19 protein-coding genes are annotated in these 20,461 nt (G+C 69.6%); 7 read left to right on the plus strand and 12 right to left on the minus strand.

What is annotated here, in order from left to right; genetic code table 11:
- Positions 1-48: 48 nt before the first annotated feature.
- The 4 genes from BM144_RS17125 to BM144_RS17140 all read right to left on the minus strand — a co-directional run bounded on the left by BM144_RS17125 (position 49) and on the right by BM144_RS17140 (position 4,740).
- Complete coding sequence (locus BM144_RS17125; RefSeq protein WP_092954905.1) at positions 49-1,998, minus strand: PhoX family protein; 1,950 nt, start codon at positions 1,996-1,998, stop codon at positions 49-51.
- 262 nt (positions 1,999-2,260) lie between these two features.
- Positions 2,261-3,076 carry a BPSS1780 family membrane protein gene (locus tag BM144_RS17130; RefSeq protein WP_092954908.1) on the minus strand — a complete coding sequence of 272 codons (816 nt, stop codon included), beginning with the start codon at positions 3,074-3,076 and terminating at the stop codon, positions 2,261-2,263.
- 226 nt (positions 3,077-3,302) lie between these two features.
- A complete protein-coding gene (locus BM144_RS17135) occupies positions 3,303-4,277 on the minus strand; it encodes a homoserine kinase (RefSeq protein ID WP_092954911.1) in 975 nt (324 codons plus the stop codon).
- 106 nt (positions 4,278-4,383) lie between these two features.
- A complete protein-coding gene (locus BM144_RS17140) occupies positions 4,384-4,740 on the minus strand; it encodes a hypothetical protein (protein WP_092954914.1) in 357 nt (118 codons plus the stop codon).
- A gap of 59 nt (positions 4,741-4,799) precedes the next feature.
- Here BM144_RS17140 and polA point away from each other — a divergent pair, with 59 nt between their 5' ends.
- The gene (gene polA, locus BM144_RS17145) at positions 4,800-7,586 is read left to right on the plus strand and encodes a DNA polymerase I (RefSeq protein ID WP_092954917.1); all 2,787 of its coding nucleotides are present in this window, start codon (positions 4,800-4,802) and stop codon (positions 7,584-7,586) included.
- 46 nt (positions 7,587-7,632) lie between these two features.
- Positions 7,633-8,118, plus strand: a complete 486-nt coding sequence (locus BM144_RS17150; protein WP_139225750.1) for a hypothetical protein — start codon at positions 7,633-7,635, stop codon at positions 8,116-8,118.
- Positions 8,119-8,146: 28 nt separating this feature from the next.
- Here BM144_RS17150 and BM144_RS17155 read toward each other — a convergent pair whose 3' ends face one another.
- The gene (locus BM144_RS17155) at positions 8,147-8,845 is read right to left on the minus strand and encodes a hypothetical protein (RefSeq protein WP_092954923.1); all 699 of its coding nucleotides are present in this window, start codon (positions 8,843-8,845) and stop codon (positions 8,147-8,149) included.
- Between the two features lie 635 nt (positions 8,846-9,480).
- Between BM144_RS17155 and BM144_RS17160 the strand changes: the two genes are divergently transcribed.
- Positions 9,481-10,401 carry a LysR substrate-binding domain-containing protein gene (locus BM144_RS17160; RefSeq protein WP_092954926.1) on the plus strand — a complete coding sequence of 307 codons (921 nt, stop codon included), beginning with the start codon at positions 9,481-9,483 and terminating at the stop codon, positions 10,399-10,401.
- 11 nt (positions 10,402-10,412) lie between these two features.
- Here the strand turns inward: BM144_RS17160 and BM144_RS17165 are convergent, their stop codons facing one another.
- Entirely contained in the window at positions 10,413-11,678 is a 1,266-nt protein-coding gene (locus tag BM144_RS17165) for a D-amino acid dehydrogenase (RefSeq protein ID WP_175526055.1), read from the minus strand.
- A 352-nt stretch (positions 11,679-12,030) separates the two neighbouring features.
- Between BM144_RS17165 and BM144_RS17170 the strand changes: the two genes are divergently transcribed.
- A complete protein-coding gene (locus tag BM144_RS17170) occupies positions 12,031-12,918 on the plus strand; it encodes an amino acid ABC transporter substrate-binding protein (RefSeq protein WP_092954929.1) in 888 nt (295 codons plus the stop codon).
- Complete coding sequence (locus BM144_RS17175; RefSeq protein WP_245783703.1) at positions 12,918-13,703, plus strand: aspartate/glutamate racemase family protein; 786 nt, start codon at positions 12,918-12,920, stop codon at positions 13,701-13,703. Before BM144_RS17170 ends, BM144_RS17175 begins: the two co-directional genes overlap by 1 nt.
- Positions 13,704-13,723: 20 nt before the next feature.
- Here BM144_RS17175 and BM144_RS17180 read toward each other — a convergent pair whose 3' ends face one another.
- The 5 genes from BM144_RS17180 to BM144_RS17200 all read right to left on the minus strand — a co-directional run bounded on the left by BM144_RS17180 (position 13,724) and on the right by BM144_RS17200 (position 16,693).
- Complete coding sequence (locus tag BM144_RS17180; RefSeq protein ID WP_092954935.1) at positions 13,724-14,200, minus strand: DUF2269 family protein; 477 nt, start codon at positions 14,198-14,200, stop codon at positions 13,724-13,726.
- The gene (locus BM144_RS17185) at positions 14,197-14,598 is read right to left on the minus strand and encodes a DoxX-like family protein (RefSeq protein WP_092954938.1); all 402 of its coding nucleotides are present in this window, start codon (positions 14,596-14,598) and stop codon (positions 14,197-14,199) included. The genes BM144_RS17180 and BM144_RS17185 overlap by 4 nt, the downstream gene beginning before the upstream one ends.
- Positions 14,595-15,497 (minus strand): NAD-dependent epimerase/dehydratase family protein, encoded by a 903-nt coding sequence (locus tag BM144_RS17190; RefSeq protein WP_092954941.1) that lies wholly within the window; start codon positions 15,495-15,497, stop codon positions 14,595-14,597. Before BM144_RS17190 ends, BM144_RS17185 begins: the two co-directional genes overlap by 4 nt.
- A 65-nt stretch (positions 15,498-15,562) precedes the next feature.
- A complete protein-coding gene (locus BM144_RS17195; RefSeq protein ID WP_092954944.1) occupies positions 15,563-16,009 on the minus strand; it encodes a thiol-disulfide oxidoreductase DCC family protein in 447 nt (148 codons plus the stop codon).
- Positions 16,010-16,129: 120 nt separating this feature from the next.
- On the minus strand, positions 16,130-16,693 hold the full coding sequence (locus BM144_RS17200; protein ID WP_092954947.1) for a GbsR/MarR family transcriptional regulator: 564 nt from the start codon (positions 16,691-16,693) through the stop codon (positions 16,130-16,132).
- Positions 16,694-16,892: 199 nt separating this feature from the next.
- On the opposite strand from BM144_RS17200, the gene BM144_RS17205 reads away from it, so the two are divergent.
- Positions 16,893-17,801, plus strand: coding sequence for a dienelactone hydrolase family protein (locus BM144_RS17205; protein WP_092954950.1), 909 nt, complete (start codon positions 16,893-16,895; stop codon positions 17,799-17,801).
- A 128-nt stretch (positions 17,802-17,929) separates the two neighbouring features.
- Positions 17,930-18,784, plus strand: coding sequence for a ZIP family metal transporter (locus tag BM144_RS17210; RefSeq protein WP_092954953.1), 855 nt, complete (start codon positions 17,930-17,932; stop codon positions 18,782-18,784).
- Positions 18,785-18,821: 37 nt separating this feature from the next.
- Here BM144_RS17210 and BM144_RS17215 read toward each other — a convergent pair whose 3' ends face one another.
- On the minus strand, positions 18,822-20,423 hold the full coding sequence (locus tag BM144_RS17215; RefSeq protein ID WP_092954956.1) for a lyase family protein: 1,602 nt from the start codon (positions 20,421-20,423) through the stop codon (positions 18,822-18,824).
- Between the last annotated feature and the right edge of the window lie 38 nt (positions 20,424-20,461).

Here is a 20,461-nt window from a genome sequence, read left to right on the forward strand (position 1 = left end):
CGCCGCGAAAGTCCCCTGGCGGGGCCCTGCGCGGCGTGCCCTGCCGTGTCAGGCGTGCAGCTTCATCTGCTGGGGCGTGCCCGTCAGATAGCCCACGGCGGAGCCGAACTTGTCCTTGTAGTTGGCGCGCACCAGCGGGTCGAGCGTGTCCTTCACCTTGGAGTGGATGCTGCCCCAGTCGCCCACGTGCTGGAAGTTGCTCATGATGTAGGTGAAGCCGTTGATCTCGTCCACCGCGTGCAGGCCCGTGGATTCGCCGCCGGCGGGCACCGACATCACGCGCGAGAGCTGCTTGGTGTCGACGTTGTAGGCCCACAGGAAGTTGTTCACGTGCTGGCTGCTGTCCTCGCCGATGAACAGCGTGCGCAGCTTCTCGGAGAACTTCAGGTTGTCCGGGTTGGCGATGTTGTTGGGGTTGGCGGTGTTGCCCAGCGCGTCCGAGGCGATGTCCTCGCCGGCCAGCAGGGCCTTGGTGTCCACGGGCATCCAGTCGCTGTTGATGGTGCCGCCCTGGGTGTCCTTCAGGCCGCCGCGCAGGTTGAGCGCCATCACCACGCCGGCGACGAGTTGCTTGGGCACCGAGATGCCGTTGCCCGGCACGTTGGCGGCATTGCCGGCCACCATCGAGGTCTGCACGTTCTGCAGCGCCGAGTAGGCGATCTTGTCGCGGGCGTTGACCGTGGTGCCTTCCATCTTGGTGAAGCCCATGCTGGCGCCGACGAAGGCGGCGTAGCGGTGCGTCTCCAGGAATGCGGCGGCCTTTTCCATGCCGGCGTTGATCTTGATCCACTCGGTCTTGCCGTTGGCGACGATCTTCGTGTACGCCGCGTCCTTGGGGTCGGCGCTGGCCACGGTCATGATGTCGGTGGGCTTGAGCGTGTTGGCGAGCTTCTCGATCTCGGCGCTGGTGGCCGAGCCGAGCTTGATCCAGGTGAGCGCCGCGGCGGAGTTGGCGGCCGGGTCGATCGAGAAGCCCGAGCCCACCTTGGCGGCGTACAGCGTGCCGGAGGACAGGTCCTTCTCCTTGTCGGCCACGAAGACGAAGTAGCCGCTGTTGGTGGCGTCGTCGCCCATGAGCGCGGTGCGCTGGTCGGGCATCACCTGCACCAGTTCGTGCGAGATGCGGCCCATGCAGAAATGCTTCTTGATGGAGGCGGTGCCGTCGGGGTTCACCGTCACTTCGGGCATGTGGCCGTAGTGGTAGGGGTTGGCCGCCGTCTCGCTGCCGTAGAGGTTCTTGCTGTAGGCCTTGAACTGTGCGTTCGATGCGGCGGTGAAGGCATCGGGCTCGTACTCTTCGCTGGACAGGTGGGTGCCCCAGGGCGAGAGGCTCGCACCGCAGGTGATCCACAGGCCGTGCACCTTGGAGGTGTCCACGTTGTGGTACTTCACGAGCGACAGCTTGCCCGTGGCGGGGTCCTGGTCGAGCGAGAGCACGGCGATGGGCGAGGGCAGCTTGCCGTACATGTCGGTCTTGCCGTCCTGGGCCCAGGTGGTGTATTCGAACTGCACGACGGCGAACACCGGGTTGCCCTTGACGCCGTCCACCTTGGCATTGGCCACGGTGAGCAGCGACGTGCCGTCGGGCGAGTCGGAGAAGAACTGGCGCTCCTTGCCGGCCACGGTCGTGTCGGTGATGGGCTGGTTGTTGATGTCCACGTAGCCGCCGGCCAGGATGGTGCCGCCGTTGCCGTTGGACACGCGGTCGCCGGTGATGAAGAAGGGCTGGTAGGCGAGCTGGTAGCTCTGCACGGAGTCGTTGCTGAACTTCACGTTCAGCGTGGAGCCCACGGTGGTGGTGGCCATCGCCGCGGGGTTGGCGAGCGAGGGCGCGGCCATCGGGCTGAAGCTGGCCGAGACGAAGCTCGGCGCATCGCTGCCGCCGCCGCAGGCAGCCAGCAGGGACGCGGCGGATGCGCTGGCGCCCAGGGGCAGCAGCGGCACGCCGGCCAGGAATTGCAGGGCCTTGCGGCGGGAGGGCATCGGGGTGTGGGACATCGTGGATTCCGGATGGGTCGGTCTGCGGTGTGGCCGCTGCCGGTCCGCGGATGCGGGCGGGCGCGGGCCTCTTCGATCGGGCCGGCCGGGAATCCCGGGCCTGCCTCCGGTCCGGGATGCTAGGAATCCGCCATGACACGCATTTGACCGTTGCGTGACGGTCCGGTGACGGTGCCCGCACGGTGCGCAGCGGCACCGGGGGCGGCCGCTTGCGCTGCGGGCCGGCCAGCGGGGCCGGGCAGCGCGGGCGGCCGGGGGCGCTTCAGGCCGCGCTGTGGCTGTCTTCCAGGGTGGGCATGCGCTCGGGCGGCTCGAAGCAGTCGCGGAACGAGAACACCACGGAGGTGAAGAACATGGCTGCCAGCAGCATGGCGGTGCCCACCATGATGCCCGCCGCGAAGGCGGCGCCCAGCCCCATGAAGGCCAGCAGCGTCACCGCCACGCTGGCCGCGATGCCCGCGCCCAGGAACACGCCCGTCCAGGCCAGGCCATACACGGCGAAGGCGCCGAAGTTGCGCAGGCAGGCGACGATGCTGAAGAACAGCGCCTTCAGCGGCGGCACGCCGTGCCAGTGCACGAGGCCCGGCGCATGCCAGAACAGCAGCGACAGCGGCAGGTAGAGCGCCAGCGAGAGCCACATCGCCGCCTGGAACTGCGGCAGCTCGGCCACTTCGCGCGTGAGCTCTTCGCCGCCCAGGTACACCCGGGCGAACTGCCCGCCGTCCATGAGGGACGAGATGCCCATCACCGCCAGGAAACCGAGCGCATAGAGCGCGCCCAGCACCAGCATGGCATTGAGCCGCTGGCGGCCGGTGCGGAAAGCGACCAGCAGCAGCGCGGGCGTGGGAAAGCGCCCCTGCGTGGCATCGCCCGCGGCCACCATCATGGCCAGCGTGGCCGCCGGCAGCAGCGCCAGCGCCACGGCCGGGCCGACGAGGGGCAGCAGCGTGGCGATGGACATGGCCGCCATGGTCAGGAAGAAGAGCGCAGCCAGCGCCATGGGCTGGCGCCAGAACACGCGGATGCCGAGGCGGACCCATTCCAGGCCGGCGCGGGCGGGGACGATGTGCAGTTTCATGGCGGTGCAGTGTGCGTGGTTCGCCCGGGGGGCGGGAGCAGGGCGGTTCGCAGAGGGAGCGATCGCGTCGGCATGCAGCGGGCAAGCGGCATGCCCCGATCGCAAGGCCGCAGGCATTGTCGCGCCGATGGCAGGCCAGGGCGGTGCGGGCGCGCGATTTCCGGCGGGCAGGCGGGGTTCATGGTGGCGGCGCAGCCACAGCGGCGGGCGGGCGGCCAGGTCCGGTTCAGTGCGCGAAGCCGCCGGCCGCACCCACGTGCAGCGGCTCGGCCACGCGGCCGCGCAACACGCGCTCGAAATGGGTGGGGTCGTGCGGCGTGAGCAGGCTGGCCTCGCGCGGCAGGTGGAAATCCCAGAGCCGCGAGATCCAGAAACGCAGCGCACCGGCACGCAGCATGGCCGGCAGCAGCGCGCGCTCCTGGGCGGTGAGGGGCCTCACCGCCTGGTAGGCGTCCAGCATGGCGGCCGCGCGCAGCGGCGCGTGGGTGCCGGTGGCCCAGTCGATGCACCAGTCGTTCAGGCACACCGACAGGTCGAACAGCCAGGTGTCCACGCCCGCGAAGTAGAAGTCGAAGAAGCCTGTCAGTGTCTCGCCGTCGAACATCGCGTTATCGCGGAACAGGTCGGCATGCACCGGGCCGCGCGGCAGCGCGCCGTAGCCGGCGGACGCCGCCACATGGTTCTGGTAGGCCAGCTCGGAGCGCAGCAGCGTGCGCTGGGCTTCGCCGATGTGGGGCAAAACCACCGGCACGGTCTCGTTCCACCAGGCCAGGCCGCGCAGGTTGGGCTGCTGCCGCTCGTAATCGCGGCCAGCCAGGTGCATGCGCGCGAGCATGTCGCCCACGGCAGCGCAGTGCACCGCCTCGGGCGCGAGCTGGCTCCTGCCCTGCAGCTTGCTCACCACGGCAGCGGGCTTGCCGGCCACCGTGTGCAGGATGTCGCCATGGCGGTCGCCGCGCGGGTCGGGCACGGGGATGCCCGCGTGCGCCAGGTGCTTCATCAGGTGCAAGTAGAACGGCAACTGCTCGGCGGTGAGGCGCTCGAACAGCGTGAGCACGTATTCGCCCTGGTCGCTGGTGAGGAAATAGTTGGTGTTCTCGATCCCGCCCTCGATGCCGCGCAGCGACACGAGCGTACCCAGCTGCAAACGGCGCAGCAGATCGCGCGCCTCTTTCTTGGAGACTTCAGTGAAAACGGCCATTGCTGGGCGACGGAAACGGTCGGGGAGAGAGGAAAGGAGGCGGGGCCGGCATCATCCCGGCGGGGTACCGGCGGTGCGGTGCGACCCGGGAGAGGCCGGACCCGGTTCAGAACTTCATCACGTTCCAGACGCGGGGGGCGGTGATGGTTTCCGCGCCGTTGCGGCTGCCGGGGCGGGCGCGCACGCCGTCCGCGGGCTGCACTTCGTATTCGGGCATCTCGCCGGTCTTGGGCTGCACCGTGATGCTCTGCGTCTGCCCGCCGACACGCAATTCGTCCACCCGGCTGCCTTCGTCCTCGATGCGGATGCGCTCGACGCGCTGGTTGCCGCGGCCCGGTTGGGCATCCGCGGCAGGGGCCTGCTCGCCCGCGGCGGGCGCGGCCTGCGGAGCGGGGGCGGGAGTCTGGGCGAAGGTGGGGCTGGAAGCCAGTGCCAGCAGGAGGAGGGTGTGGGCGGCGCGCATGGGGCGGATTGTAGGCGCGGGCGGGCGCCGGCCCCCGGCGGCGGGCACAATCCCGGGCCATGAGCAAACCCAAGACCCTGGTGCTGGTGGACGGCTCCAGCTACCTCTACCGCGCCTTCCACGCCATGCCCGACCTGCGGGCCGTTCCCGGCGACCCGGAAAGCCCCGCCACGGGAGCCATCCGCGGCATGATCAACATGCTGCAGGCGCTGCAGAGGGAATACCCCGCCGACTACGCCGCCTGCGTGTTCGATGCGAGCGGCCCCACCTTCCGCGACACGCTCTACCCGGAATACAAGGCGCACCGCGCGCCCATGCCCGACGACCTGCGCACGCAGATCGAGCCCATCCACGAGGTGGTGCGCCTGCTGGGCTGGCCCGTGGTCTGCGTGCCCGGCGTGGAGGCCGACGACGTCATCGGCACGCTCGCGGCCTGCGCGTCGCGCCAGGGCGTGGAGGTGATCGTCTCCAGCGGCGACAAGGACCTGTCGCAGCTGGTCGACGAGCGCATCACCATCATCGACACCATGAGCGGAAAGCGCCGCGACATCGCCGGCGTCACGGCCGAGTTCGGCGTGCCGCCCGCGCTGATGGTCGATTACCAGACGCTGGTCGGAGATGCGGTGGACAACGTGCCCGGCGTGCCCAAGGTCGGCCCCAAGACCGCCGCCAAGTGGCTGGGCGAATACGGCTCGCTCGACGCGTTGATCGCCCGCGCGGGCGAGATCAAGGGCGTGGCCGGCGAGAACCTGCGCGGCGCGCTCGAATGGCTGCCCAAGGGGCGCGAGCTGGTCACGATCCGCACCGACTGCGACATGGCCGGTCACGTGGAAGGCTTGCCTGCTATGGATTCAATAGCAATGAATCCAATGGATACGGCGGCATTGCGCGAGTTTTATACCAAGTTCGGCTTCAAGGGCCTGGCGCGTGCCCTGCAGGAGGGCGCGCCTGCGCCGACCCCCGCTGCGCTGCCCCCGGGGGCGAGCGGCGACCTGTTTGCCGACAGCGGCCCGACCTTCGTGGCCGAGGCGGCGCAGGGCCGGGACGTGGCCTACGAAACCGTGCTGGCCTGGGAGGATTTCGACCGCTGGCTCGGCCGCATCCAGGCCGCCGACCTGGTGGCGCTCGACACCGAAACCACCTCGCTCGATGAACTGCGCGCCGAGATCGTGGGCCTGAGCTTCAGCGTGGAGCCGGGCGCGGCCGCGTACGTCCCGCTGCGCCACGCGGGCCCCGACGCGCCCGAGCAACTGCCGCTGGACGCCGTGCTCGAGCGCCTGAAGCCCTGGCTGGAGGACGCCTCGGCCCCGAAGCTCGGCCAGCACGTGAAATACGACCGCCATGTGTTCGCCAACCACGGCATCGACGTGCGCGGCTACGTGCACGACACCATGCTGCAGAGCTACGTGCTCGAAGTGCACAAGCCGCACAACCTCGCGAGCCTGGCCGAGCGCCACACGGGCCGCAGCGGCATCAGCTACGAAGACCTGTGCGGCAAGGGCGCCAAGCAGATTCCGTTCGCCCAGGTGCCCGTCGACCAGGCCGCGGCCTATTCGTGCGAGGACTCCGACCAGACGCTCGACGTGCACCGCGTGCTGTGGCCGCTCATAGAGGCCGACGAGAAACTGAGCGGCATCTACGCGCTGGAGATGGCCAGCAGCGAGGCGCTGTTCCGCATCGAGCGCAATGGCGTGCTGATCGACCTGGCCACGCTGCAGCAGCAGAGCCACGACCTGGGCCAGCGCATCCTCAAGCTGGAGCAGGAGGCCTACGACATCGCCGGGCAGCCGTTCAACCTCGGCAGTCCCAAGCAGCTCGGGGAGATCTTCTTCGACAAGCTCGGCCTGCCGGCCGTGAAGAAAACCGCCACGGGCGCGCGCAGCACCGACGAAGAAGTGCTGGAGAAACTGGCCGAGGACTATCCGCTGCCCGCCAAGATCCTGGAGCACCGCAGCCTCTCGAAGCTCAAGGGCACCTACACCGACAAGCTCGGCCAGCTCGCCGATCCGCGCACGGGCCGCGTGCACACGCATTACGCGCAGGCCGTGGCGGTGACGGGGCGCCTGTCCAGCAACGACCCCAACCTGCAGAACATCCCCATCCGCACCGCCGAAGGCCGACGTGTGCGCGAGGCCTTCGTGGCGCCGCCGGGCCGCCTGATCGCCAGCGCCGACTACAGCCAGATCGAGCTGCGCATCATGGCCCACCTGAGCGATGACGACGCGCTGCTGCGCGCCTTCACCGAAGGGCTGGACGTGCACCGCGCCACCGCGGCGGAGGTGTTCGGCGTGTCGGTGGACCAGGTGAGCAGCGAGCAGCGCCGCTACGCCAAGGTCATCAACTTCGGCCTCATCTACGGCATGAGCAGCTTCGGCCTCGCACGCAACCTGGGCATCGACAACAAGGCCGCGGCGGCCTACATCGACCGCTACTTCCAGCGCTACCCCGGCGTGAAGGAATACATGGACGAGACCAAGGCTTCCGCCAAGGCGCGCGGCTATGTCGAGACGGTGTTCGGCCGCAGGCTCTACCTGCCCGAGATCAACTCCCCTAACGGTCCGCGCCGCGGCGCAGCCGAGCGCGCGGCCATCAACGCCCCCATGCAGGGAACGGCCGCCGACCTCATCAAGAAGGCGATGGTGGCCGTGCAGGCCGTGCTGGATGCCGAGAAGCCCGGCGTGTTGATGGTCATGCAGGTGCACGACGAACTGGTGTTCGAACTGCCCGAGGAAGAAGCCGGCTGGCTGCGCACCGAGATCCCGCGCCTCATGGCCGGCGTGGCCGACCTGAAGGTGCCGCTGCTGGCCGAAGTGGGCATGGGCCCGAACTGGGAGAAGGCCCATTGAGCCCCGGATGGAGCCCGGCCGCGAGGAGCGGCACGGGGACGCCCCGATGAGCGACATCACACCGGGAGACCTGCAGCTCGGCGCGCTGCACGCCCTGGCCCAGCGGCGCATGCCGATGTGGCTGCAGGTCGTGCTGGCGGTCGGGGCCGTCGCGCTCGTGGTCGCGGCGCTGCGCACGGGGCAGGGCGCCTACGGCATGGGCGCGTTCATCGCAGCGCTGCTGGCCGTGGTGGCGCGGCAGACGGCGCGCCACCTCGATGCAGCGCTGCGCGCGGAGGCCTCGGGGCGCCGCGAGGTGGTGGAGGTCGGCATCGAGGCCGGCCGGCTCGCGGGCAAGGACACCTGCCATGTGCTCGTGCCGTGCGCCGAGGGCCTCTGGCGCGTGGAATTCCTGCCCCAGGGCTGGATTCCGGCCCCGGGCACCGTGGCCGCGACGGTGTACTGGCTGCCCGGCACGGCGTGGCCCGTGCTGGTGAAGACCGATGCCGGCGTGATGGTGCCGCGCACCCGGCCCGTGCTGCATCCGCGCTGAGGGCGGCGTGCCCCGGCGCGCGATCCTGTCATTCCTCCAGCGGGCAGTCGGGCTGCACTTCGGCCTTCAGCGGCAGGTAGTAGTAGGCCGCCGGCTGCCATTTGCCCGGGCCTGCGCTGTCGGCGATGCGCACGTGCATCCCCTCGGCGGAGAAGCAGTGGTCCACGCGCACCGAGACCTTGCGGTCCGGCCATTGCAGGAAAAGCCGCTGCTCGGTGGCCCGCGTCACCGTGGCCTTGCCCTGCAGTGCCAGCCCCAGGAAGGCCTCGTCCGGCGCGCGTGTGAACTGCGCGGAGTGCTCGGCCGCGAGCTGCGCGTCGTCGCCGTCGAATCGCAGGATGGCAATGTCCCGGGCTGGCACGGCGGCCTGGGGGCGGATGCAGCAATCCGGGGCCTTGGCGGCGGGGGACAGCGGCAGGTAGTGCCATCCCTCCGCGGACGCCGGCTGGCCCGCGGACGCCATGGCGACGAGGGCCGCGCCGGGAGCGCTGGCGTCCACCACGCCGATGCGGGTGGACAGGAGCGTTTCCGGGCTGGCAGGCTTTGCCACGGGGGCCGCAGGCTTGGTGGCTTTCCGGGCCTTTGCAGCCGCCTTTGGTTTGTTCGTGGTCTTGGGTTTCGCGGGCGCCTCGCCTGCGGAGAGGACCAGGCACATTGCGAGCAGGAGGAAGGTCGCGGTGCGGGATCGGTTGCGGTTGCGGTTGCGGTTGCGTTGTTCTGTGGCCATCGTCGGGGGAATGAAGTCGCTGTGATCCTGGGGTTGCTGGGGGTCCGGAATTCTGCGTTCATCGGCAGGGGGTGTGCCGATGGGACGTTATCTCCGGCTTTTTCGTGGGGCCAACAGGTGGGCGGGGATGTCGCCAAGGCCACCACGGGGATGCTCAGGGCCAGGCCCGGAAGACTCTCCAGATCGGCCACCTGTTCGGCATTTCCGGCCCCGTGGATCCGCGCGAGCCGGTGTGCCCGCCGTTGCCCGAAAAGGCTGGGAAGGAGGAGGAACCGCACTTGAAGACGCTTTGCGATTCGCCGTTGAGCTTGAAGTGAGGTCGCTGGTTTGGGTGCTGGTGGGGAATTTCGCCACCCATGCGCTGCCGCTCAACTCTGCCATGCATGAACTTTCGTCGGTAAGCCTTTGGTGTGAAGAAAAGGGCGCTCGACATGCCGGCGGCCGGCGTGCAGGTCGAAGTCGGGCCAGCAACAGGGCACGACACGGCCGGTGCGCCCCGGCTGGGGGACTGTAGCGGTGCAAGGCGCCATCGCCGTGGCGTTTGTTTCCAATTGCCGGTATGGAGCGGCTTCGGAAACGTTTCGATGCAATAGCATGGGCGTGACAGCACCTTTTCCGAATATCGCTCTTTTTCCATGCGCCTGCGCCATATCGAAGTCTTCAACGCCGTGATGCTCACGGGCAGCGTGAGCGCCGCCGCGCGCCTCATCAACGTGACGCAGCCTGCCGTGAGCCGCATCCTCGCGCATGCGGAGCTGCAACTGGGCTTTGCCTTGTTCCACCGCCACAAGGGCCGGCTGGTGCCCACCCGCGAGGCCCAGACGCTGTACCCGCACATCGAGCGGCTGTTCACGCAGCTCGACGAGGTGCAGCGCCTGGCCAGCAGCCTGCGCGGACAGCAGCGCGAGGGCGAGTTGCACATCCTGAGCGTGCTGGCGTTGAGCTACGAGGTGCTGCCGCGTGCGCTGCGGGCCTTCCGCGCCCTGCATCCGGATGTGCAGGTCACCATCGATGCGCTGCATTCGGCGCAGATCGTCTCGGCCCTGGTGCTGCAGGAGGCCGACGTGGGGTTCGTGTTCACCGCGCTGGCCCACCCCTCGCTGGAGCAGGAGACGCTGGCCGAGGGGCGCATGGTCTGCGTTGCACCGCACGGGCTGATCGATGCGGCGCTGGTGCGTTCGGGGGCGGTGCATCTGGCCGATCTGGCGCAGGTGCCCGTGGTGCGCCTGGGCGTGAACGATCCGCTCGGCAGCATGGTGAACCATGCGTGCCGCGAAGCCGAGGTGGGGCTGCAGTCCACGCTCACGGTGCAGACCTACCATGCCGCGCTGGCGCTGGCGCACCATGGCCTGGCCGTGGCGATCGTGGATGCCTGCACGGCCGCCTCCGCAGACCCGGGCAAGGTGGACGTACTGGAGCTGATGCCGCGCATCGCGGTGCCGGTGAAGGCGCTGCGCATGCCGCACCGACCGTCCTCGCTGCTGGCCGATGCGATGACGCGCTGCATGCGCGACGCGGTTCTGCAGACGCTGCAGGGCCGGGCGCCGGCAGGCTGACCCGCGACGCTTCAGCCCGCCAGCGCGCCGTGTGGACGCAGTTCCTGCGCCAGGGCATCGGCGAGCTGCTCCGCCGTACCGAACGAGAGCGTGAAGCCCAGCGCGCCATGGCCCGTATGCAGCCAGAGATTGGCCGGCCCGCCGGGCTGCCGCCCGACGATGGGCAGGCCCGTGGGCGTGGCCGGGCGCATGCCGGTCCAGGGGCGCAGGTCCGCGCCGTCGCCCGGTTCGTGCCCGAACACGGTGGCCACCGTGGCGCGAAGGCGCGCGATGCGGTCCGGCGGAATGCTCCGGTCGTCGCCCACGAGTTCGGCCATGCCCGCCACGCGCAGCCGGTCGCCGATGCGCGCGAACACCACCTTGCGCGCTGCATCGGTCACGTTCACGTGCGGTGCCCATGCGGCGCCGGCCGGGGCGTCCAGCGTGATGCTGTAGCCCTTGAGCGGATACACGGGCACCCGCACGCCCAAACGCGCGGCCCACGCGGCGCTGTCGCTGCCCAGAGCCAGCACGAAGTGGTCGGCCTCCACGGGCAGCGCTTCGGTACCCGCGCCGCGGCGCACGCGCACGGCGGAGATCGCGCCGTGCGCATCGCGCGAGAAGCCGCTCACTTGCGCACCCAGGACGAACTGCACGCCGCGCGCCGCCAGCAGGGCATGCAGGCCCTCGCACACCTTGCGGCAGTCGGCCGCGCATTCGCTCGGCGTGTGGATGGCGCCCGCGATGCCGGAGGCATCGTGCGCGAGCGCGGGTTCCAGCTCCACGCAGCGCGCGGCGGACACCGATTCCTGCTCGGAACCCCATTCGCGCTGCAGCGCCATCTGGCGCTCCGCCGCGGCCAGGGCTGCGCGGGACCGGTACACCACCAGCTTGCCGGTCTGCGTGAAGTCGCAGGCCAGGCCCTCGCGTTCCAGCAGCGCATCGAACGCCAGCCGGCTGCGGGCCGCGAGCGCGAGCAGCGCGCCGGTGGTGCGCCGGGAGGTGCCGTCATTGCAGGCCGCCAGGAAAGCCGCGCCCCAGCGCCATTGGTGAATGCTCCACTGCGGCCGCAGCTTGAGCGGCGAATCCGGCGAGAAGAGCAGCTTGGGCAGCTGCGCCCAGACCGATGCGTCGGCCAGCGGCTGCACGTAGCTGTAGCTCAGCTGCGCGCCGTTGCCGCCGCTCGCGCCGCCGCCCACCGGGCCTTGATCGATGACCGTGACGCGCCAACCCTGCCGCTGCAGCGCGTAGGCCGTGGCCAGGCCCACGATGCCGGCACCCAAGACACATGCATGCATATCGATTCCGATCCGTGTGCGGGCATCCGCAAAAAGCCAAGAGAGCCGGCCCGTGGAGCCGGGCCAGCGGGCACTGTAGGACCGCATTCGGCGCTTGAACAATGCCGTTCGCCTCCCCGCCCATGCCGCCAGGTTATGCACCGCGATGGACCACAGGAGCGTGGACTGGCGCGCCGACGGTTGGCGCATCTCTTGCTAAAGCTTAAGGTAGACCCGGCCATGGCATAACTTTTCGGCATGGCATTGTCCGTGGAATGAATTGTTCAAGCCGAGGCTGTTTTCCTACAGTGCCTGCACCGCCGCGCTGCGCCGGTGCCGGTTCCGCCATCCCCCCAACCGTGAAGGAATTCCCATGAAATCCACCCTCTGCTCCGCCGTGCTGCTGGCCTGCGGCATGCTGGCCGGCGCCGCCGCGCAGGCCGACACCCTCAAGAAGATCGCGGACAGCGGCAAGATCACGCTGGCCTACCGCGAATCGTCGGTGCCCTTCAGCTACCTCGCCGGCGCGGGCGCGCCGATCGGCTTCTCGGTGGACATCTCCAACGCGGTGGTCGATGCGGTGAAGAAGAAGCTGAACAAGCCGGACATCAAGGTGGAACTGCAGGCCGTGACCTCGCAGAACCGCATCCCGCTCATCACCAACGGCACCGTGGACCTGGAGTGCGGCTCCACCACCAACAACACCGCGCGCGCCAAGGACGTGCAGTTCGCCATCAACTACTTCTACACGGGCACCCGCCTGCTGGTGAAGAAGTCGTCGGGCGTCAAGAACTACGCGGACCTCGCGAAGAAGACCGTGGCCAGCACCACGGGCACCACGAATGCCCAGGTGATCCGCAAATACAACCGCGACAACAACCTCGACATGGACCTGGTCCTGGGCAAGGACCACAACGATTCCATGCTGCTGGTCGACACCGGGCGCGCGCTGGCGTTCGCCATGGACGACATCCTGCTCTTCGGCCTGAAGGCCAATGCGAGCAATCCGGCCGACTGGGACGTGGTGGGCGATTCGCTGCAGGTCGAGCCCTATGCCTGCATGCTGCGCCGCGACGACCCGCAGTTCCAGGCCCTCGTGAACGGCGTGATCGGCGGCATGATGAAGTCGGGCGAATTCGAGAAGCTCTACACCAAGTGGTTCCTCTCGCCCATCGCGCCCAAGAACCAGTCGCTCGGCCTGCCGATGTCCAAGGAACTGCGCGACAACCTCACGGCGCAGAGCGACAAGCCGGCGGTGTGATGGCGGCTGCAGCGCACGCGATGGACGGGGCAGCGCACGCGGTGCCGCACACGGTCGGCATCCTGGGCGGCATGGGCCCGGCCGCGGGAGCGGACTTCGTGCGGCTTTTCGTGCAGTCGTGCACCGAGCGGCTGCAGGCGCTGCACCTTCCCGTGCACGACCAGGGCTATCCGGAACACTGGCTGGCCCAGGTTCCGGTGCCCGACCGCACCGCGGCGCTGCAAGACCGCAGCCCCGGAGCGCACCAGCCGGGCGATGCGCTCCTGCAGGCCACGGGTCGGCTGGCCGCGCTGGGCGCGCGCTCGGTCGCCATCGCCTGCAACACCGCCCATGCGTGGCACGGCCTGCTGCAGGAACGCTTTCCGCAGATCACCGTGCTGCATGCGGTGCGCGAAGTGGCGGCGCTGCTGCGGCTGCAGGGCGTGCAGCGCGTGGGCCTGCTGGCCACGCAGGGCACCTACCGCGCGGGTCTCTACCGGACCGAGTTGCAGCGCGAAGGCATCGAGTGCCTGGAGCCCCCCGAGGCGGGCCGCGAACGGCTCATGCAGGGCATCTACGAAGGCGTGAAGGCCGGCGACCTGGAGCTGGCCCGCCGCTGTTTTGCCGAGGTGGCGCAAAGCCTGCACTCCGGCGCAGGCGCGCAGGTGATCGTCATGGGCTGTACCGAGATCCCGCTGGCCCTGGGCGAAGCCGACGTGGGCATTGCGCTGCTGAATCCGGCCCGCGTGCTGGCCGATGCGCTCGCGCGCGAGGCCTACGCGCCCTGCGCTGCCGGCATTCGCTGAGGCGCGCACCTCTCAGCCTCTCAGCCCCAGAGCGCGGGCTTGGAGACCATCAGGTAGTAGATCGCGAGCATCGCGGCAAACGCCGGGTAGCCCAACGCTTCCCACCAGCGCGCGTGGTGCCGGTACCGGGCGGGCAGCTCCGTGCCGCGCGCCACGGCGGTGCGTGCCATGTCCGCCATGCGCCATTGCAGCCACAGCACCGGCAGCCAGCACAGCCCTGCCAGCACGTAGAGCCCCAGCGATGCCGCGATCCACGGGGTGGACAGGGGCCAGCCCGCCATGTGGGCCAGCGCCACGCCGCTCACGGGTTGCACGATGCCGGCCGGCGTGGTGAACCAGGTGTCGGCACGCACCACGAGGCGCGCGACCACGGCCTGCGCCGCCACGCTGCCGCTGCGGTTGGCGAAGAACAGATAGAACGCCGAGCCGAAGCCGGTGCCCACCAGCAGCATGCTGGAGAGGATGTGAATCCACTTGAGGACGAGGTAGGTGTTCATGGCTGTCTTTTTTCTTCGGAGCGCCACAGCACGAGCAGGATGGCGGCAATGGGGAGGTTCTTGAGCAACCGGCCGAGTGGGTCGAGCCAGAGGCCCGGCAGCAGGACCGTCGCGATGGCGGTCATCGCCGCCATGAGCAGCAAGGCTGTGGCGTAGGCCGGGCGCCCCGGCCGCCACCATAGCCAGAGGCCGACCGCGAGGTCCGCTACGATGCCGGCCGCGATGATGGCCTGCATCCAGGCGCCGTTCTCCAGACCGGCGGCCACCAGCAGTTCGCGGCTCTGCCCGTGGAACTCCGCCAGGCTGGCCGCGGCGGTGCCCAGCCAGACGGCCACGAGGCTCGCCCGCAGCCAGCCCAGAGCGGCGGCGCCGCCCTGCGGTCCCGGGCGCGGCGTCATGGCTGCCTCCAGGCGCGGGCGACCAGATCGCGGTAATGCACCGCCGGGTGCCCGATGAGGCCTTGCAGCGGCGCGGCATCGGCGGTGTTGTCGCTGCCCAGCAGTTCCAGGCTTTCGCTGCACCAGGGCGATGCCGGCACCTGGTCGCCCAGCCGTGCGCTCCAGCGGCTGAGCAGATCGGGCAGCGGGGCCACATGCGCCGGGCCGTGGCCGGACTGCGTCCGCAGGCTGGCGATCAGCCCGGCCATGGAGACGGCCTCGGGCCCCGCGCATTCGATGGTGCCCTGCCGGTCCAGCGACGGGCCCAGCAGTGCGGCCACGGCATCGGCCAGATCATGCACCGCCACGGGCTGCACGCCGGCGCGCAGCACCGGGCGGGGCAAGACCACCACCGGCAGCCGCGCGAGGTTCATGAAGAGCGCGCTGCTCGCGCCGCCCCGCCCGAAGACGATGCTCGGGCGCAGCACGCAGGCTGCCAGGGTGGCACCGGGTTCGCCGGCCAGGCCCAGCAGATGGGTGTCGGCCGCGCGCTTGGTGCGGGCGTACCGCGTTTCGCTGCGGTCCACGCCCAGGGCGGAGATCTGCACCACGCGCCGCACGCCGGCCTGCGCGCAGGCATCGAACAGCGCCTTCGGAGTGTCACGGTGCAGCGCATCGATGGGGCGCGAGGGGCTGTCGCGCAGCACGCCCACGGCGTTCACCACCGCGTCGATGCCTGATAGCCGCGGCAGCCAGTCGCGGGCCGCGATGTCGCGGGCGAAGTCCATGGCCACCTGCCCGGCGGCGGGGCGTGCATGGCGGGGGGAGACGCCCTCGAACACCGTGTGTCCGTCCGCGCGCAGCCGCTGGGTCAGGTGGCGGCCTATGAACCCGGTCGCACCGGTCAGGAGAATCTGCATGGTGGATCGCCTTGGTGGATGGAGCAAAAAGGTGGGGCAAACAGGGCAGACAGCGTGCTGCCGCGTCACAGGCGGCACGGGCCGTCGGGGCCGCAGCGCTGCCGTGCCGCGCGCTGGCTGGCGCGCTCGAACAGGCCGCTGACGAGCCAGCGCGGCAGGCGGTAGCGGTTGCGCGCCAGCACCGGGTAGAGCCGGTCCGCCAGCGGCCCCAGCACCGGCAGCCGCGTGGCGGCCGTGACCCAGCCCAGGCCCACGGCCTCATAGGCGCGGCGGAACACTTCCACGCCGCGCAGCACCCGCCCGTCCGCCGCGCGGGCGTGGATCAGGGTGAGCAGGTCCTCCCGGGTGGTGCCGGGGGGCGGCCCCTCGAACCCGGGCGCCCAGATGTCCTCGAACCTCAGCAGGCCCGCACGGTCGCGGCGCATCAGGTTGCCCATCTCGGTGCTGCACAGGGCGCAGCGCGAGTCGTAGTAGAGGGTCAGCGGATAGAGGGCGGGGGCATCGGCGGTCATGGCAGGCTCCTGTGAAACCGTTCAGTCAGAAGGGGGTGGATCGGCGGCTCGGCATTTCCAGGGTTTCTGTAGAAAAAGAAATTCTTGGTCAAAAAAGAGCCGGCTACGTGTCGGGTTGTCTCAGGAAGATGGCGGCGCTTTGGCCGCGCGCGCCTGGCTGTCGTCGCCCCGCACGAACTTCTGGACGCTGGCCCCGAGGCGCAGCACCTTTTCGAGCGTGGAGGGCGTGAGCCGCAGCATCTCGTCGGTCCACAGGCCCAGCGACTCCATGAGCCGCAGCGTCTCGCGCACGCGGTCCTGCGCGTCGGGGGATTCTGCGGCCAGTTCGGGGCGGGCGACCAGTTCGCGCAGCATGCGCACGGTGGGCTCGAACTCCCGCTCCTTGCGTTCGCGCACGACGGTGCGGAACAGCTCCCATACGTCGGTGGAGGTTTCGAAATAGTCGCGCCGGTCGCCCAGCACATGCGTCACGCGGATGAGGTTCCAGTTCAGCAATTCCTTGAGGCTGTTGCTCACGTTGGAGCGTGCGACGGCCAGCGTGTCGCAGATCTCCTCCGCATGCAGCGGGCGGCCGTGGAAGAAGAGCAGCGCATGGATCTGCGCGACAGTGCGGTTGACGCCCCAGGCGGTGCCCATCTCGCCCCAGTGGACGACGAAACGGCGGGCGGTGTCGGTAAGTTGCATGGGCGCAGTCTATGGCTTCATAAATTTCTGTCAATACAGAAATTATCGCTTGAAAGAGCCAATTCAATGGACAGGACCACGGCCGAGTCCGCGGGTTTTAGGCCTGCGCCGACCACCTGCGCGCGGGAGGCCCTAGACTGCTGCCGGCCTCCGGGCGATTCCGCCCGGCACCCACCCGACACTTTCACAGGAGCCTTCCATGCTGCATGACGACCTCAAGAAAGATTTCGACGCCCTGCTGCCCGGCCAGTCCACCGAAGCCGGCGCCAGCCGCCGCACCGCCATGCGGGTGGCGCTGGGCGCGGGCTTCGGCGTGGGCTACGCCGCCGCGGCCATGCCGATCATGGCGCAGACGGCCATCCAGACGCCGTCCGACGGCCTCACGGCCGGCAAGGTCGAGATCGACGTGAACGGCTTCAAGGTGCCGGCCTATCGGGCCGCGCCGGCGGGCAAGACCGGCCTGCCGGTGGTGCTGGTGATCCAGGAGATCTTCGGCGTGCACGAATACATCGCCGACACCTGCCGCCGCTTCGCGAAGGCGGGCTACCTGGCGATCGCGCCCGACATGTACGTGCGCCAGGGCGACCCGTCGCAATACACCGAAGTCGCCAAGCTCATGAGCGAGATCGTCTCCAAGGTGCCCGATGCCCAGGTGCTGGCCGACCTCGATGCGACCGTGAAGTGGGCCGGCGCCCATGGCGGCGACCTGTCGAAGGTGGGCATCACGGGCTTCTGCTGGGGGGGCCGCATCACCTGGCTCTACGCCGCGCACGGGCCGGTCAAGGCCGGCGTCGCGTGGTACGGGCGCCTCGTGGGCCAGGCCAGCGACCTGACGCCCAAGCACCCGGTGGACATCGCGCCCATCCTGAAGGCGCCGGTGCTCGGCCTCTACGGAGAAAAAGACACCGGCATCCCCCTTGACACGGTTGATAAGATGAAAGCGGCCCTCAAGACCGGCTCCGCCGCCGCCAAGGCATCGGAGTTCGTCGTGTACCCGGATGCGCCGCACGCCTTCCACGCCGACTACCGGCCCAGCTACCGCGAGGAAGCCGCCGAGGATGGATGGAAGCGCGCGCTGGCGTGGTTCAAGACGCACGGCGTGGGCTGATGGCGCGCTCCACCGGCGTGCCGTCCGCAGCAAAGCCCTTCGGGGCTTTTTTCGTTTCCGCCATGCCGATGCAGCCGCCATAACAATGAAATTGGCTCCATGTCGGCGAAAATAGGACATTTTTAGCTATGGTTTTAATAGCAGTCATCCTGGCCACCCTGGCCGCGGGCATTGGCAGCGTGTGGGTGGCTGCGCTGCTCATGCGGGCCGGCTGGGGCGACGGCCGCACGGGCATCGGCCCACAGCATCTGCTGAGCTTCGCCGCCGGCGCTCTGCTGGCCACGGCGTTCATGCACCTTCTGCCCGAAGCCTTCGAAAGCCAGGCGGGTGCGCATGAGCTGTTCGCCACGCTGCTGGTCGGGCTGGTCTTCTTCTTCCTGCTCGACAAGGCCGAGCTTTGGCACCACGGCCACGAGCACGGCGTGGGGCCGGTCCATGACCATGAACATGGCCACGGCCACGGCCACGGAAATGACGCGGCCCACGCTCACAGCCATGGGCACGGGCACGGGCACGGGCACGGCTCCCGGTCGTCCGGCGGCTGGGCGCTGCTCACCGGCGACAGCGTGCACTGCTTCGGCGACGGCATCCTGATCGCCTCCGCCTTCCTGGCGGACATCCGGCTGGGCGCCATCGCCGCGCTGGCGGTGCTGGCGCACGAGGTGCCCCACCACATGGGCGACCTCGTCGTGCTGCGCCAGTCCAGCGGCAACCGCCGCGGGGCGCTCGTCAAGGTGTCGCTGGCCGGCGCCGTGACGGCGCTGGGCGGTATCACGGGCTATTTCCTCGTGGGCGAGTTGCAGGACTGGCTGCCGTATTTCCTGGCCATCGCCTCCAGCAGCTTCGTTTATGTGGCGCTGGCCGACCTGATCCCCCAGTTGCAGAAGCGCCTGACCGCCCTGCAGACGTTCGCCCAGATCGCGTGGCTGGCCGCGGGCATGACGGTGGTCACGCTGGTGAGCGGCCTGGCGCACTCGCACTGAGCCGCAGCCCCGCGCCCGCGCGTGCAGCGGGCAGCGTTTACCGGGGCTGCGCCAGCCGTTCGAAGTCCTGGTCCAGGCGCGCCAGGCTGCCATTGATGCGCGCGCGCCGGTCGCGCGTCCAGGCCGCCTGCTGGTCCAGACGGCTGCGGGCGTCGGCCAGCATGCGCGCCATCTCCGCCGGCTGGGGGCCACCTGCCGTCGCGCGGTGCTGGATGATGGCCACCGGGTCCAGCGTGGCGCGGAACTCGGCCTCGCTCATCGGCAATTGCGCCGGGAATTCCGATCCGTGCACCGATTCCGCGTAGATGCGCCGCGCTTCCCGGTAGGGGAAGTCCAGCGGCTTGATGTCCTTGGCCTTCGCGTAGCCGACGACCTCGGACGCGAAATGGTGGCCTACCCGGAACGGCAGCTTGTACTTGCGCATCAGCACGTCCGCCAGTTCCTGGGAGGCGGTCCAGTCGCTGTTGAGTTCTTCCAGCGCGCGCTGCGGATCGATGACCAGCGCGTTCAGGATACGGTCCCACTGGTTCAGCACCACGATGGCGCTCTGCACCATGCCGACGTTGTTGCGCGTCTCCTTGGGGTCCTGCATGCCGGGCGGGATGTTGTGTGCCTGGATGGCGGCGCCCATGCCCAGCGTGAGCGCCTGCGAAGCGTCGCGCCGCGTGCTGTTGAGCAGCCCCGGATTGCGCTTTTGCGGCATGGCGCTGGAGACGTAGGTGTTGCCGTCGCCCTCCTGCAGCAGGATCCAGGGCCGCGCCTGCGCGTACTGCGTCATCACGTCTTCGATGAAGGTGCCGGCGTGCAGCGCGATGGCCATGACGATGGCGCCCGCCTCGACGGGCTGATCCACGGCGGACACCTGCGCGGCGTCGTAGGCGTTGTCCACGGTGGCGGCAAAGCCCAGGTAATCGGCCATGCGCTGGCGGTCGAGCGGCCAGCTCGTGCCGTTGAGCACCGTGGTCCCCATGGGCGAGCGGTCGATGCGCGCGTAGGCTTCGCGGATGCGCTGTGCATCGCGGTCCAGCCCGCTGGCCAACCCCAGCAGGTAATGCCCATAGCTGTTGGGCTGGGCCGCCACGCCGTTGGTGTAGTTCGGCACCACGGTGGCCCGGTGTTTGTCGGCCAGCCGGACCATCGTGGCGGTGGTCTTGTGGAGGGCCTCGGCCAGTTTGAGCATCTCTTCGCGCAGCAGGGCCGACCGCACGGTGGAAAGCATGTCCTGGCTGGACCGGCCGGCATGCAGCAGCGTGATCTGCGGGCCCGCGGCTTCGATCAACAGGGGTTCGAAGGTGATCACCAGGCCGGGGCGCTTGCCGCCGGGCCGGTTGCCGTCGGCCAGCACCTTGCTGATGCCGGCATGGGCCAGCGGTGCGAAGGATTTGTCGAGCAGGCCTTCGTCGGTGTTGATGACGGCGGACGCCTTGTTGATTTCTCCGAGCCAGAAGAACTCGTCGCGCCGGGGCGCCGCGCTGGCGGCCGCAGGCGGGGAGGGCGGTGCGGCGGTGGCCGGGGCCGCGGGAGCGGGCGCCGGCGTGGCCGTCTGTGCGGCCACCGTACCGGCCGCGCAGAGCGCGGCGGCGCAGGCGATGGCGTGCAGGGCGCGGGGCAGCGAGGGGGTTTTCGAGGCGATTGCCATGGATGTCTCCTTTTCTGGGATTGGTTCTGGGTGCCGGC

Origin of the sequence: Paracidovorax konjaci, assembly GCF_900112675.1 — a bacterium.
Taxonomy (GTDB): domain Bacteria; phylum Pseudomonadota; class Gammaproteobacteria; order Burkholderiales; family Burkholderiaceae_C; genus Paracidovorax; species Paracidovorax konjaci.